The organism is Nocardia sp. NPDC004573, from assembly GCF_053602135.1.
Window position 1 is genome coordinate 110366 of sequence record NZ_JBSGDA010000005.1, and the last position, 13941, is coordinate 124306.

General features: G+C 68.2%; 13 protein-coding genes. 5 read left to right on the plus strand and 8 right to left on the minus strand.

Features of this window, described 5'->3' with window-relative positions; translation table 11 throughout:
- Positions 1–75: 75 nt before the first annotated feature.
- Complete coding sequence (locus tag ACWEKR_RS10240) at positions 76–1533, minus strand: lipase maturation factor family protein (protein WP_452354216.1); 1458 nt, start codon at positions 1531–1533, stop codon at positions 76–78.
- A 75-nt stretch (positions 1534–1608) separates the two neighbouring features.
- Positions 1609–3162: an acyl-CoA carboxylase subunit beta gene (locus ACWEKR_RS10245; RefSeq protein WP_452354217.1), complete on the minus strand. Its 1554-nt coding sequence runs from the start codon at positions 3160–3162 to the stop codon at positions 1609–1611.
- Between the two features lie 181 nt (positions 3163–3343).
- Between ACWEKR_RS10245 and ACWEKR_RS10250 the strand changes: the two genes are divergently transcribed.
- Positions 3344–3682, plus strand: coding sequence for an MmcQ/YjbR family DNA-binding protein (locus tag ACWEKR_RS10250; protein ID WP_195085291.1), 339 nt, complete (start codon positions 3344–3346; stop codon positions 3680–3682).
- A 20-nt stretch (positions 3683–3702) separates the two neighbouring features.
- Here the strand turns inward: ACWEKR_RS10250 and ACWEKR_RS10255 are convergent, their stop codons facing one another.
- Together ACWEKR_RS10255 and ACWEKR_RS10260 are read right to left on the minus strand one after the other, a co-directional pair.
- Positions 3703–5226 (minus strand): hypothetical protein, encoded by a 1524-nt coding sequence (locus ACWEKR_RS10255; RefSeq protein WP_452354218.1) that lies wholly within the window; start codon positions 5224–5226, stop codon positions 3703–3705.
- Positions 5227–5663: 437 nt separating this feature from the next.
- A complete protein-coding gene (locus ACWEKR_RS10260) occupies positions 5664–6152 on the minus strand; it encodes an EamA family transporter (RefSeq protein WP_452354219.1) in 489 nt (162 codons plus the stop codon).
- A 442-nt stretch (positions 6153–6594) separates the two neighbouring features.
- Here ACWEKR_RS10260 and ACWEKR_RS10265 point away from each other — a divergent pair, with 442 nt between their 5' ends.
- Positions 6595–7347 (plus strand): PP2C family protein-serine/threonine phosphatase, encoded by a 753-nt coding sequence (locus ACWEKR_RS10265; RefSeq protein ID WP_452354409.1) that lies wholly within the window; start codon positions 6595–6597, stop codon positions 7345–7347.
- A 105-nt stretch (positions 7348–7452) separates the two neighbouring features.
- Entirely contained in the window at positions 7453–7935 is a 483-nt protein-coding gene (locus ACWEKR_RS10270; RefSeq protein WP_452354220.1) for an adenosine-specific kinase, read from the plus strand.
- Positions 7936–7998: 63 nt separating this feature from the next.
- On the opposite strand, the gene ACWEKR_RS10275 is transcribed toward ACWEKR_RS10270, so the two are convergent.
- Positions 7999–8874: an LLM class F420-dependent oxidoreductase gene (locus tag ACWEKR_RS10275; protein WP_452354221.1), complete on the minus strand. Its 876-nt coding sequence runs from the start codon at positions 8872–8874 to the stop codon at positions 7999–8001.
- A gap of 141 nt (positions 8875–9015) precedes the next feature.
- The gene (locus ACWEKR_RS10280; RefSeq protein ID WP_159840521.1) at positions 9016–9378 is read right to left on the minus strand and encodes an ArsR/SmtB family transcription factor; all 363 of its coding nucleotides are present in this window, start codon (positions 9376–9378) and stop codon (positions 9016–9018) included.
- Between the two features lie 94 nt (positions 9379–9472).
- Here ACWEKR_RS10280 and ACWEKR_RS10285 point away from each other — a divergent pair, with 94 nt between their 5' ends.
- Positions 9473–11440 carry a heavy metal translocating P-type ATPase gene (locus tag ACWEKR_RS10285; RefSeq protein WP_452354222.1) on the plus strand — a complete coding sequence of 656 codons (1968 nt, stop codon included), beginning with the start codon at positions 9473–9475 and terminating at the stop codon, positions 11438–11440.
- Between the two features lie 52 nt (positions 11441–11492).
- On the opposite strand, the gene gndA is transcribed toward ACWEKR_RS10285, so the two are convergent.
- Positions 11493–12938, minus strand: coding sequence for an NADP-dependent phosphogluconate dehydrogenase (gene gndA / locus ACWEKR_RS10290; protein ID WP_281879959.1), 1446 nt, complete (start codon positions 12936–12938; stop codon positions 11493–11495).
- Between the two features lie 230 nt (positions 12939–13168).
- Between gndA and ACWEKR_RS10295 the strand changes: the two genes are divergently transcribed.
- Positions 13169–13450 (plus strand): hypothetical protein, encoded by a 282-nt coding sequence (locus tag ACWEKR_RS10295; RefSeq protein ID WP_452354223.1) that lies wholly within the window; start codon positions 13169–13171, stop codon positions 13448–13450.
- 41 nt (positions 13451–13491) lie between these two features.
- Here ACWEKR_RS10295 and ACWEKR_RS10300 read toward each other — a convergent pair whose 3' ends face one another.
- Positions 13492–13938: a MarR family winged helix-turn-helix transcriptional regulator gene (locus ACWEKR_RS10300; RefSeq protein ID WP_195085299.1), complete on the minus strand. Its 447-nt coding sequence runs from the start codon at positions 13936–13938 to the stop codon at positions 13492–13494.
- Positions 13939–13941: the final 3 nt, after the last annotated feature.

The window sequence follows — 13941 nt, forward strand, 5'->3', positions numbered from 1 at the left end:
ATCACTGTGGCGAATCCCACGCAACCGGCCTGCCCGCCCGGCGCAAGCTGTTGTCGGTCAGGTGTTCTCGAGACGTCATCGCCTGCCGGACCGGCTGCGGTAGCGCAGGTCGTCCAAGGAGAGAGGCGGAACGTAGCGGCTCACGAGCGTGCGGTGCCACCACGCCCTGGTGTCGGCCAGCTCGCGCGGTGTCGTGAAGCGATAGAGATACAGCTGTGCCCGGACGAAACGCGGCGCGGCTTCGGGAAACGGATTGTGTCGTAGCAACCGCAGCGTGGCCCGATCGTTCTGCAGTAGTCGTGCCAGGAACGGGCCCAGCCACGATTCCGCATACCCCGGCGAGGCCGCGGCGAACCACATGAGCCAATCCAGGCGCAGATGGTAGGGAGCCCATTGACGGGGAAGCCGCCGCGGATCGCCGGGCTTGCCTTTGAACTCGTACTCCTTCCACTGCGTCCGCTCCGTGACAGCCGGCTCGTCGGTGCCTTCGATGACCACTTCGTAGCGGGTGCGGCCGATGCTGCCGAACGCTCCGTAGGTGTTCACCAAGTGATAGGGGTCGAACGATCGGTTCATCGCCTGGTGACTGGAGATCAAGTTGCGGGCGGGCCGGTAACTCAGGAAGACCACGAGCGCGGTGAACGCGATCACCACGGCGGTGAACCAGGGCGGCGGTCCCGGCAGCGCGGGCGGGGTGGGCACCGGTAGCACCGCCGCCGCCGCGGGTCCGCTGACAGTGCCGCACGCCAGGACGATCGTGATCCAGTTCAGCCAGGCGAAATTGCCCGACAGCACCAGCCACAGCTGGGTGATCACGATGACGGCAGCGGCGATGCTCGCCACCGGTTGCGGGGCGAACAGCCCGAAGGGCACGACGAGTTGCGCGAAATGGTTGCCCAGCACCTCGGCCCGGTGCAGCGGTTTGGGCAGGTGGTGGAAGAACCAGCTCAACGGTCCTGGCATCGGCTGGGTCTCGTGGTGGTAGTACAGACAGGTCAGGTCGCGCCAGCACCGGTCACCGCGCATTTTGATCAGCCCGGCGCCGAACTCCACCCGGAACAGCAACCAGCGAGACAGCCACAGCACCAGCACCGGCGGCGCCGTACGGTCGTTGCCCAGGAAGATCACCAGGAAGCCGGATTCCAGCAACAACGACTCCCAGCCGAACGCGTACCACTCCTGTCCCACGTTCACGATCGACAGGTAGAGCACCCACAACGTCGCCCACAGCAGCATCGCCGCCCACAGCGGCACCGCATCGGCCGCGCCGGCGATCATCGCCGCGGACAGCGCCGCGCCGAACCAGCAGACGGCGGCGAAGAAGCGATCGGAATAGTGGAGATGGAAGATGCTCGGCGTCCGCCGGAACGACCGTCGTTCCAGCCACCGCGGCACGGGCAGCATGCCGTGCTCACCGATCAGCGCCCGGAATTGCCGGGCGGCCACCACGAAGGCGATCAGATAGACGGCCGCGACACCGCGGGTCAGCGCTTGCCTGCTGAGCCAGTATTCGGATGCGGTGAACCAGTCCATGCCCGCAACTCCTCTGACCGCGGACCTTCGTCCCACCCGGCCGCATACCCAGCCCGGGAGCAGGAAAACCCGTCGCTACATCGGGTACAAGCTGTGCTTGCGTGGGTTGTGTTCGGCCGCTGCTTCCTTGTCGCGCAGGAGCTGGAGCGCATGCCGGATCTCCAGCCGCGTGCGCGAAGGCTCGATGACGGCGTCGATGTAGCCGCGTTCCGCCGCGATCCACGGCGTGGCGACGGTGGCGTTGTACTGGTCGATCATGAACTCGCGCACCGCCGCGCGCTGGTCTTCGGGCACCTGCATCAGCTGGCGCCGCCCGGCGATGTCGACCGCGCTCTCCGCGCCGATCACGGCGATGCGGGCGGTGGGCCAGGCCAGGCTGATGTCAGCGCCGAGCTGCTTGCACGCCATGAAGCCGTAGGCGCCACCGTAGGACTTGCGCACCACGACGTTGATGATGGGCACGGTCGCCTCGATGATCGCGCGGAACACACGTCCGCCGCGGACGATCACGCCGTTGCGTTCCTCTTCGACGCCGGGAAGCACGCCGGGCGTGTCCACGACGAACACCAGGGGGATGCCGAAGGCATTGCACAGCCGGATGAAGTGCGTCGCTTTGTCGGAGCATTTCGCGTCGACCGCGCCGCCGAGCACCAGTGGCTGATTGGCGACGACGCCGACGCTGCGTCCGTCCACGCGCGTGAAACCAGTGATCAGATTCGCCGCGGTCGCGGAGCGGATCTCGTGGAAATCACCGTCGTCGAAGATGCGCAGCAGGATCTCGTGCATGTCGTATCCCTCCCGGTCGGAGTCCGGGATGATCGACTCGAGCTCCAGGTCGGTCGCGGTGATCTCGGGCTCCAGACCGGGGTTCACGATCGGGGCCTGCTCCAGGCAGCTCGACGGCAGGTAGCTCAGGTACTTGCGGGCCCAGTCGAAGGCCTCCTGCTCGGTGGCGGTCACGTGGTGGATGACGCCGTTACGGGCCTGCACATGGGCGCCGCCGAGTTCCTCCGCCGTCACGTCTTCGCCGGTCACCGTCTTGATGACCTCGGGACCTGTGACGAACATATAGGAGTTCTCGGTGGCGACGAGAACATCGGTGTTCACCGGGCCGTACACCGAGCCTGCGGCGCACTTGCCGAGCATGATGGAGACCTGCGGGACGAACCCGGACAGCCGCTCCTGGCGACGGCTCATGTGGGCGAACCACGCCAGCGACGTCACCGCGTCCTGGATGCGGGCGCCACCGGAGTCGTTGATCGCCACTACCGGGCACGCCTTCTCGAACGCGAACTTCAGGATATGGGCGACTTTCCGGCCGAACATCTCGCCCACCGATCCGCCGTACACCGTCTGATCGTGCGCGATGACCACGACCGGCCTGCCCTCGATGCGGCCGTGACCGGTCACCACTCCGTCTCCGTACTTCGCGTCGGCGGCCCCTGGCGTGCGCGCGAGCGCGCCGATCTCGACGAACGTTCCGGGGTCGAGCAGCGAACGCACTCGCTGCCTGGCACTCGGAATTCCTTTGCTCTGCCGTTTGGCGACACCGGATGCTCCGGCCGGCTCCTCGGCGACCGCGAGGGTGCCTCGCAACTGCTCCAACTTCTCTCGCGTGCCGAACGACATCCGGGTATTGCCTCTCGAGCTCAGTGGCCAACTGCGCCGACGATAGGGGGCTGGACGACCGGCACCGGGTTCACGAGGCGATTACTGGGCAGCTCACAACGCGCGGACGGTGACGTTGGCACAGCGCCCTATGGATCGACCGCGTACGGAGGTTCCCTTGCGGCCTGGAAGGATTCGGTGCATGAGTTTCACCGGGGACGATGTCCGGGCCTTCGCGCTGTCGCTGCCGGAGACATCCGAACAGTTCGCTTGGGGGATGCCGATCTTCCGCGTCGCGGGCAAACTGTTTCTCACTCTTCCGGAGGCGGAGACCTCGATGGCGGTCCGCTGCCCCGTCGCCGACCGGGACGAACTCGTCGTCGCCGAACCGGGCAAATTCTGGATCGCCGCCCACGAAGCCAACAATGCTTGGGTCCGCGCGCGCCTGACCGCCCTCGACGACCGGGACGAACTGGAGGCCATCGTGCTCGACTCCTGGCGGCAGGCCGCGCCCAGGCATCTTCTCGACGACGCCGGGTGACCTCCGCGACGCCGCCTGCGTCAGCGTGTGCGGCGCCTGCGCGGCCGGGGCGCGAGTTTCAGCCCGAAAAGCAGATCGGTATTGCGCGCCGGTGTCGGCTGTTCGGACCCCCGCAGAAGTCCCGCCTGGCGGATCCAGCTGTGGTGCCAGTGGTACAGGTCCGGGAGGGTCACCTCGCAGGCCGCGGCGAGCCTGCGGAGGCGGAAGCCCGCCCCACCGATGGCTCCGGCGAATAGTTTGCCGTTGGACGCGGGGCGTGCTTCCTGCTGGACGCGGGCGTCGTAGAGCAACGGACGCGCTGCGGGCGGAATCACCCACACGTACAGGTCGGGCGCGTGGGTGTAGCCGATCGGACCGTTGAAGATCAGTGCGTCGGCGGCAAGCGCGACCGTGGGGATCGCGTTGAGTTCCATCGCGGTGGCGCCGGTGAACAACGCGGTGGCAAGTGCCGCCGCGTCCACCGGATCGGCCGTGCGGGCGCGAATGCGGGCGATGAGGTCGTCATCGGTCGGGACCGTCGTCAGCCCCGGCCCGACGGAGTACGCCAGATCCGGCGGCAGGTCCAACCGCAGACCATGGAGCAGGAACGCGGCCTGCGCGCCACGCAGGCGCGTGATGGTGTGCCCGCGGCCGGGGCTGTCGGCCACCAGACTGCCGAGGAAGCGGTAGAGGCTCAGGATGTCGTTCCACTCGTCCACCAAACCGGCGCTTCGACCCTGCGAGAAGCGATCCGGCGCGGTGAGGCGAGGTTGCAGCACCGAGAGCATGTATTCGGCCAAGCCTGCCCCGCGGGGCCCCAGCCAGCTTCCGACGCCGTTCTGGTTCAGATCATGTCTGCACGGCCGTCCGGTGTGTTCGGCGAGCCACCGGCAGGCCGTCTGGATCCCCTCGGTGTAGACGGCGTCGATGCGGGCGAACTCCTCCGGCGGCAGACTCCGGTAGGCGTCGGCCCGGAAGTTGGTGACGTCACCGTCGGAGATCTGCGGCAACAGCCCGTCACCTGCCGCGTCGGCGAGTGTGATGATGCGGGACGGCCGTTGGCCGACCTGGCCGTATCCGACGTATTTGGTCGGCGGCTCAGGGACGTTGATGCGTGTGGTCCGCGGCTCGGGGACACCGATCCGCGTAGTGGCGGGCTCGGGCACACCGATGCGGGTGGTGGCCGGCTCGGGAGCACCGATACGCGTGGTCGGCGGATCGGGGGCATCGATGCGCGTGGTGGCCGACTCGGGGGCACCGATACGTGTGGTCGGCGGATCGGGGGCATCGATGCGCGTGGTGCCCGGCTCGGGGGTATCGGTGCCCGTCGTAGCGGCATCAGGGTTGTCGACGCTCGTCGTGATCGGAGCAGGATCATCGACGCGGTCGGTGGTCGCGGACGCGCCGCGGCGGTCCGCCAGCCACCGCCACAGGTCTTCCTCCGGCACGCCCAGCCGCTTGGAACTCTTTCTCACCTGGTCGGCGGAGAGTTCGTTGTGTTCGTCCAGCTGAGCCAGCCTCTTCAGCTCGGACGGACGCAGCGTGGGCACGCTTGCGTCGACCACCGCCACAACCTCCCGGATTCGGCGAACCCGTGACGCCTCACGACGGGTTCTGGATGTCAGTTGCAGAGCATTCGATCACGTACCCGCCGGTAAGGCGGGGAATTCCACCGAGTTTCGGATGTTGTCTACGTCACCGGCAACTTCACGGTCGATCGAAATCGCCGTGGCCGTGAATACGTTTTGCCTAGTCATGGCGCCTGTCGCCAGTGGCGACGGAAACAAGTGCGCCATGGCGACATCCGGAAAACCTACGTGACTTTGTCTACTGCGCTGGACACCACCATTTCGGCACGCGCGGTGCCGTCGTTCCGAGAGCCACGCGCCGATCCGGTGCACGCCAGGATCACAGACCCGATTCCGAGCCACTGCGCGGCCCGCATGTCCTCGCCGAGCAGGAGCCAGTCCGGCGCCCGCGGCCACCGCGGGCTCCGCGCTCATCATGACGCCGAACACCGCGGCGTGATCCGCCGCAGAGCCGCCATTTCGATGGCATGCGGCGCCAGCGACGACAGGGCCGCCAACGTCGCGGCGCCCAGCAGGAACCTCGGGTTCACCAGTGCCGCTGTGTCATCGACGAGGACCACCGGTAAGGCGAGCAGCGCGCGGAGCCCCATGGACAACCCCAATCCGTCGTGTCCGCCGGTGTGCCTGCCGACCACGGCTGCGCACGCGATGTACGCGGCCCATCCCGCGCCTGCTGACACCGCGAACAGCACGCCGCTCCACGACACCGGTCCATCGCTGTCGACCAGCAACAGGACGCCCGCGCCCGCGCAGACGATCCACAGCGCGTCGCGCGTGCGCCGCGATCCGATCGAGGCGATGGCGAGCGGACCGGGGAAGTCGATGGTCGCCGCCGTGCCCAGCGGGATGCGACCCAACGCCGCGTAGTAGCGAGCGGACGGCTCCGGGTTTGCGATCGTCACGATAATCGACGCTCGGCCCGGTCCGAGCCGACCGACTCGGACAAAAGTGGTCGGCGCCGGTGCGTCCTGCGCTGCGTTCGGATCTGCGGCACAGCCGGAGAACGTAAATATGCCGTGCAACGATCAGTGAGCCGGTGGATTGCCGGAAACCGGAAAAAATGTTGCGAATTGCGCCGCGAGCTGTGGAGTGCCGCACGAGGTACAGCGGTGATCGTCAACTGCCGCTGCGGATTCCGCCACCGACCGGGAGCGCGGAAATGCGACTGCGCGAAGGACACCGAGACTCCGCGAGACAACCGTGGACACCGGCCGTGACCTGATCGAGAGCGAATTCTCAGCGTTCCCACAACCGGCTCTCGCCAAGCCCAAATACTGATGCGGTGTCCTTGACGTGTGCTGGTCGGCAGCACTCTCCAGCCCACCCCCCGAGGAGACCAGCTTGATGTACACCGGCACCACCGCGAGCATGCCGCGGATCGAGACATCCTGGCTGGGCGGGTCCATGGGATCCTCCGCCAGTCGGCGTGCGTCACGGTCCATCAACGCCGACGCGGTCTCGATCGAGACCGACGTGCTGACCGGAGCGACGGCATTCGTCGTCGCCGACGGTGTCGGAGACCATCTGCTCGGCGCCCGTGCGGCGCGCACGGTGGCCACCGCGGCGGCACGTGCGGGAGCCCGCGACGGGGCGCGGGCGGGGATCCTCGCAGCACAGGAAGAGCTGCTGCGGGAGGTCCCGGAACCCTCGGCCGACGCCGTGCTCGTGGTCGCGGTGCTACCCTCGGCCGGTCATCCGGATGGCCCCTGCGAGGTGGCGTGGGTCGGTGACTGTCGCGCGTATCGCTGGAACGGCCGGGTGCTGCATCAGATCACTTCCGATCACACCGTCGCCGAGTTCTACCGCGCCCGGGGGCGCGTCCCCACGGCGCGGATGGGTCATCTGGTCACCACCTCGGCCCGCACCGTCCGGCCGGACCACATCGGGTACGCCGCCACCGGCTCGAGCACGGGCAGGCTGCTGCTGAGCACCGACGGAGTGCACAAGCCGCTCGGCATCGCGGCCGTCAAGGCAATCCTGGCCGAGGGTGACACGGCTTCCGCGATCGCCAACTCGGTGGTGGACGCCGCGCTCCTGGCCGGAGGAAGAGACAACGCCACCGCGCTGGTCGTGGACCTGCCTTCCCGCACCGGTTAGGCCGGTGCCCGCGCCCCCGGTAGGGGCGCGACCACCCTTCGCGACGCGAGCAAAATAAATTCCCAAATGCTATGAATCGCCGGCGGCGGCGCGCAGTATGTCGCTGTGGAGCTGACAGCCGTGCGCATCGACAAGCCGGACGACCTCAACGTCGTCATCGGACAGTCCCATTTCATCAAGACCGTGGAAGACCTGCACGAAGCGCTGGTCGGGGTGGGTCCCCATCTGCGCTTCGGGCTGGCGTTCTGCGAGGCCTCCGGCCCTCGCCTGATACGCCACTCCGGCAACGACGACTCCCTCGTCGAGCTCGCCACCAAGAACGCGGCCGACATCGGGGCGGGGCACTCGTTCATCGTCTTTCTGCGTGAGGGCTACCCCGTCAACGTCCTCAACGCGATCAAGCAGGTTCCGGAAGTCTGCGGAATATACTGCGCCACAGCCAATCCCGTGGAAGTCCTGATCGCCGAAACGGAACTCGGCAGAGGAATCATCGGAGTGATCGACGGTTCGGCGCCGCTCGGCGTGGAGACCGCCGACGACCAGGCTGCCCGTAAACAGTTGCTGCGCCAGATCGGGTACAAACTCTGACGCAGCGCCGCTCCGGCACCCGTAGCGAGGTCGCACCGGCCTCGAAAGCGGACTGCGGCTGCGTCAGCCGAGTTCGGCCAGCTGCGGGACGGCAGGCGCCATGCCATCGATCCACGCCGCCGGCGAGCCGGTAGTCGGAGTGACGATCGCGGTTTCGATGCCGAGTTTCGCGTAGTCCGCCATCTGCCGGACGAATTCGTCCCGGTTTTCCGGGTTCGGCCGCGGGTTGTTGGCGATGATCGTCTTGCGAATATCGTCATAATCGCGGCCGACGTCGTCGCAATGCCTGCGCAGTACCTCGAGCTTGTGCTCGACGTCCGCGGGCGAGGAACCGAACAGGTTGCAGGCGTCGCCGTATTGGGCGACCAACCGCAGCGTCTTGCGCTCTCCCCCGCCGCCGATGAGCACTTTCGGCCGATTGATGGGCTGCGGCGAGCACAGTGTCTCGGCCAGTTGGTAGTACTTCCCCTCGAACGGCCCGTTGGCCTGCGGGTCCCACATCTGACGGCAGATGCGCAACGCTTCCTCCAGCCGCTCGAACCGCTCGGCGGTCGACGGGTAGGGCACGCCGAGCCCACGGTGTTCGCGTTCGAACCACGCGGCGCCGATGCCGAGCACGGCCCGGCCGCCGGACACGACGTCGAGCGTGGTGACGATCTTGGCGAGCAGGCCGGGGTGGCGATAGGTCACGCCGGTGACGAGCAGGCCGAGGTCGACGCGTGCGGTGTGCGCGGCCAAGTAGCCGAGGGTGGTGTAACCCTCGAGCATGTTCGCCTCCGCGGGCAGCCCGGTCGGCTCGATCTGGAAGTAGTGATCCATGAACGACAACCAGGTCGCTCCGGACGCCTCCGCGGCCGCGCCCACCCGCGCCAGCTCACCGGCGATGGCGGTCGTACCGCCGTCGATATCGAAGACGGGGACGTGAATTCCGAGTTCCATGAACCGATCCCTTCCGCTGGGCAACCCTGTACGACCGCACACTAAGTGCTGGAGTGCGCTCCAGGTCAAGCGGTGGATTTTTGCTCCGGGCCCGAGCGCACTCGATCGGCCGAAGGGATCTCACCCAACGACTGTGCGCGGTCAGCCTGCGGTCTCGGGGCGGTCGGCCAGCCCGAGCCGCAGATGTTCGCTGTGGTAGATCGCCTCGTCCAGCAGTTGGGCGACGTGGTTGTCGTAGAGGCTGTAGACGATGCTGCGGCCGGTGCGAGTGCCCGTGACCAGACCGAGATTGCGCAGCAGCCGCAGCTGATGAGAGACGGCGGACTGTTCCATCCCGATGGCGTCGGCGAGCGCGCTCACCGGCAGCGGGCCCTGACGCAGTTCGGTGAGGATCATCAATCGGCTCGGCGTGGCCAGCGCCTGCAACGTGGTCGCCACATGACCGGCCGATTCGGGATCCAGGCGCGCGGCAGGGCGATCCCGGCCCTCGACACCGTGTCCCATGACCGAGAAGCATACTCCAAGAACAAATGAAGACATGTTCATGCTTTCTGATATGGTCGGCGCGTTCGCTCGACTGCTCTCCTGGAGGTGACCCGTGGCCGCGCCGACACTCGCGCCGACCCGTCCGACTCCGCTGTCGGATCGCGTGCCCACGCGCCGGACCCGGCTGTTCGCCCTGCCGGAAGTACAGTGGGCCGCCCTGGCTGTGGCGTTCTTCCTCGCCGGTCTCACGACGCAGCCGGCCGGTGGTCCGCAGTGGCTGTGGTGGACCCTGTATCTGGCCTGCTACGCCGCGGGCGGCTGGGAACCGGCATGGGCCGGCTTGCAGGCACTCCGGGACAAGACGCTCGATGTCGACCTGCTCATGGTCGCGGCGGCGATCGGCGCGGCCGCCATCGGCCAGATCACCGACGGCGCGTTGCTGATCGTCATCTTCGCGACTTCCGGCGCCCTCGAAGCGCTGGCCACCGCCAGGACCGAGGACTCGGTGCGCGGCTTGCTCGACCTCACGCCGCAGACCGCGACCCGAGTCACCGATGACGGCGCCGAGGAGACGGTGCACGCCGCCGACCTGCGCGTCGGGGATGTCCTCGTGGTGCGGCCCGGTGAACGGATCGCCGCGGACTCGACGGTGCTCTCCGGCGGCAGCGAGGTCGATCAAGCCACCATCACCGGTGAACCCTTGCCGGTCGACAAGACCGCGGGCGACGAGGTGTTCGCGGGCACGCTCAACGGCACCGGCGCGCTGCGAGTGCGCGTCGAGCGTCGTGCGAAGGACTCCGTGGTCGCGCGGATCGCAACCCTGGTCGAGCAGGCCGCCCGAACCAAGGCGCGCACCCAGCTTTTCATCGAGAAGATAGAACAGCGCTACTCGATCGGCATGGTCGCGGTCACCCTCGCGGTATTCGTCGTTCCCCTGTTGTTCGGGGACACCGTCCGGCAGTCGCTCTTGCGCGCGATGACGTTCATGATCGTCGCCTCCCCCCGCGCGGTCGTGCTGGCCACCATGCCGCCGCTGCTGGCGGCCATCGCCAACGCCGGTCGCCACGGCGTCCTGGTCAAATCCGCGGTCGTCATGGAGAAGCTCGGCGCCACCACACACATCGCCTTCGACAAGACCGGCACCCTGACCCGCGGCATCCCCGAGTTCGCCGAAATACGCCGTCTCGACGAACGATTCACCGACACCGACTTGCTCACGCTCGCTGCGGCAGCCGAGCGCTCGAGTGAACACCCGTTGGCAGCGGCGATCGTGCGCGCGGCCCGGCGCCGGGGTCTCCCACTGTCCGAGGCCACCGAGTTCACGGGATACCCCGGTCGCGGCGTGACCGCTCGCGTGGGCGACCGCCTCGTCGGCGTCGGCTCCCCCACCGCGTCAGGCCCGGCTGATGAAAGCCACTCCCTGCACATGGCTGTCGACGCATTCCACGCCGACGGCTATACCGCCGTGGTCGTCACCTGCGAACATCAGCCGATCGGAGTGCTGGCCCTGACCGATCAGCTCCGCCCCGAAGCGGAGGCCGCCGTGCGCGCGAGCACCGCGGTGACCGGCACCGCGCCGGTGCTGCTGACCGGTGACAACCGCGCCGCCGCCGACCGGCTCGCCATCGGGTTGGGCATCACCGATGTGCGGGCCGAGCTACTGCCCGACGAGAAGGTGACCGCCGTGCGGGAACTGCAGAAGGACGGACGGAAAGTGACCGTCGTCGGCGACGGCATCAACGACGCTCCGGCCCTCGCCACGGCCGAGGTCGGCATCGCCATGGGGGGCGCCGGCTCCGACCTGACCCTGCAGACCGCCGACGCCGTCGTCGTGCGCGACGACCTGACCGCGATCCCGGCGGTGATCGCGCTGTCTCGGCAGGCGCGGCGGGTAGTGCTGGAGAACCTCGCCATCGCCGCCACGTTCATCGGCGTACTGGCCGTCTGGGATCTCGCCGGAACGCTGCCGCTCCCACTCGGCGTCGCCGGGCACGAGGGTTCCACCGTGATCGTCGGGCTCAACGGGTTGCGCCTGCTGCGCCGGGCGGCATGGGAGCGAGCTGCCGGAAGACGAGGCTGACAGCGACCGATACCGCAGTGCGGGAACGCATCCCGCACTGCGCTACGCCCGGCTAGTCGGCGCGGACCTCGCTGCGGTCACCGCTCCAGAGCGTGTGGAACTTCCCATCGGCGTCCACGCGCTCGTAGGTGTGCGCACCGAAGAAGTCCCGCTGCCCCTGGGTGAGGGCGGCCGGAAGGCGCTCGGCGCGCAGGGCGTCGTAGTAGGACAGGGACGACGCGAACGCGGGAACCGGGATGCCGAGCAGGGTCGCGGTGGCCACGACCCGGCGCCAGCTGTCGATGGCCGTCTCGATCGCTTCGCGGAAGTACGGCGCGAGGATCAAGCTCGGCAGCGCGGGGTTCTCGTCGTAGGCTTCCTTGATCCGGTTGAGGAAGCGGGCGCGGATGATGCACCCGCCACGCCAGATCGTCGCGAGGTCGCCGGGGCGCAGGTCCCAGTCGTATTCGGCACTCCCCGCGGCGATCTGGTCGAAGCCCTGCGCGTACGCGACCACCTTGGAGGCGTAGAGCGCTTGCCGGATGTCCTCGGTGAACTGTTCCACGTCGGTGGGCTTGTCGGCCAGCCGGCCCGAGGCCAAGCCGCGCGCGGCTTTGCGCTGTTCACGGGAACCGGACAGCGCCCGCGCGAACACCGCTTCGGCGATGCCGGTGACCGGCACGCCGAGATCGAGCGCCGACTTCACCGTCCAGCGCCCGGTGCCCTTCTGTTCCGCCGCGTCGACGATCACGTCGACGAGCGGCTTGCCCGTCTTCGCGTCGACCTGATTCAGCACCTCGGCGGTGATCTCGACCAGGTAGCTCTCCAGGTCGCCGGAGTTCCACTGGGTGAACACGTCGGCGATCTGCTTGGCGTCGAAACCGAGCGCGTCGCGGAACAGGTGGTAGGCCTCGCCGATCAGCTGCATGTCGGCGTACTCGATGCCGTTGTGCACCATCTTGACGAAATGTCCGGAGCCGTCGGGACCGATGTGGGTGCAGCAGGGCGTTCCGTCGACCTTGGCGGCGATGGACTCCAGCAGCGGCCCGAGCGAGTCGTAGGACTCCTTGGGACCGCCCGGCATGATCGCGGGGCCGTTGAGCGCGCCCTCCTCGCCGCCGGAGATGCCCGCTCCGACGAAATTCAGCCCGCGCTCACGCATCGCGGCCTCGCGCCGGATGGTGTCGGTGTAGAGCGCGTTTCCGCCGTCGATGATGATGTCGCCCGGCTCCATCGCGTCGGCCAGTTCCTCGATCACCGCGTCGGTCGCCGCCCCTGCCTTCACCATGATCAGCACGCGGCGCGGCTTCTCGAGCGCGGCGACGAACTCCTCGACGGTCTCGGTGCGCACGAAGTCGCCGTCATCGCCGTGCGCCTCGAGCAGTGCGTCGGTCTTGGCGACGGTACGGTTGTGCAGCGCAACGGTATAGCCGTTCCTGGCGAAGTTCCGTGCGATGTTGCTACCCATGACCGCCAGACCGGTGACCCCGATCTGTGCACGCGCTGTGGAGGTCGGCATCAATCAGCTCTCTTCGTTCGACAGGGCGGCGCGTCCGCGCGAAGGGGTTCGGCGGCTGCATCGTGGAGTCCGTTCCACGACGCTTCAGACCTTACCTACCGCGCCGGTGCGGACCCGGACGGCATCGCGAGCGCTCGAGGTGACCACAGGCGAGCGATTTCACCGATCGGCCACCGGGCCCGGTGACCAACTGGTGGCGAATCTCGGCGCACGCGTCGGCCAGCTGGTAGATGCCGGGCGTCGAGCGCCTGCGCCGGCCCGAACAGGCACTCGCCGGCGAAGTGGAGTTCCATCTGCGCCGCCTCGATGCCGGCGGCGCCGACCCGGCGTTGACGGCCGTGCTGCTCGTGCAAGCGGTGGAGGCGCAGATCCACGGCGCGGTCCTCGACCCACCGGTCGGTCGCACGGCCGACGAGTGCGGCCGTGCGACCGTCGATCTGTGGGTCCGGGCGCTCACCCCATCTGCCGACGGACCGGCTGTCAGGTCATCGGGAGACGGCCCGGCAGAGTGATTCGGCGTCGAGGCGGCGCGCTCGACCGGGCAGCGCCACGATCACCCGTAGGCGATGCGCTCCAGCAGATCCAGCGCCTCGCCCACCTTGTGCAACTCGCCGGTCCGCAGGCTCTCCGACAACACCTGCGCGAGTGCGTCGTTCGCGGAGGCCTGGTGACCGCACACCCATGCGCGGCCTTCGTCGGTGAGGGTCAGATTCACCCGGCGTCCGTCGTTCGGGTCGCGCACACCCACGATCAGGCCCTGATCACGCAATCCATCGACCACGTTGCGCATCGTTTGCGGCCGGAGCATCTCCAGCCGCGCCAAGTCCACCGCGGCCATGGCGCCGTGCCGATGCAGACGACCGAGAACCGCCCACTGCGTCGCGGACAGCCGCCGTTCCTCGGGATCCCGCCGGGCGCGCCGCAGGATGACGGTCGACGCGATGCGCAGGCGGGCCGCCATGCTGGACAGTGCTGTGGCGTCCGCGGTGTCAGCGCTCACGGG

Excerpts from the sequence above, each read along its gene's own strand:
- ACWEKR_RS10240 (WP_452354216.1), bottom strand. The coding sequence starts at position 1,533 with ATGGACTGGTTCACCGCATCCGAATACTGGCTCAGCAGGCAAGCGCTG.
- ACWEKR_RS10245 (WP_452354217.1), bottom strand. The coding sequence starts at position 3,162 with ATGTCGTTCGGCACGCGAGAGAAGTTGGAGCAGTTGCGAGGCACCCTC.
- ACWEKR_RS10250 (WP_195085291.1), top strand. The coding sequence starts at position 3,344 with ATGAGTTTCACCGGGGACGATGTCCGGGCCTTCGCGCTGTCGCTGCCG.
- ACWEKR_RS10265 (WP_452354409.1), top strand. The coding sequence starts at position 6,595 with ATGTACACCGGCACCACCGCGAGCATGCCGCGGATCGAGACATCCTGG.
- ACWEKR_RS10275 (WP_452354221.1), bottom strand. The coding sequence starts at position 8,874 with ATGGAACTCGGAATTCACGTCCCCGTCTTCGATATCGACGGCGGTACG.
- ACWEKR_RS10280 (WP_159840521.1), bottom strand. The coding sequence starts at position 9,378 with ATGGGACACGGTGTCGAGGGCCGGGATCGCCCTGCCGCGCGCCTGGAT.
- gndA (WP_281879959.1), bottom strand. The coding sequence starts at position 12,938 with ATGCCGACCTCCACAGCGCGTGCACAGATCGGGGTCACCGGTCTGGCG.
- ACWEKR_RS10295 (WP_452354223.1), top strand. The coding sequence starts at position 13,169 with ATGCCGGGCGTCGAGCGCCTGCGCCGGCCCGAACAGGCACTCGCCGGC.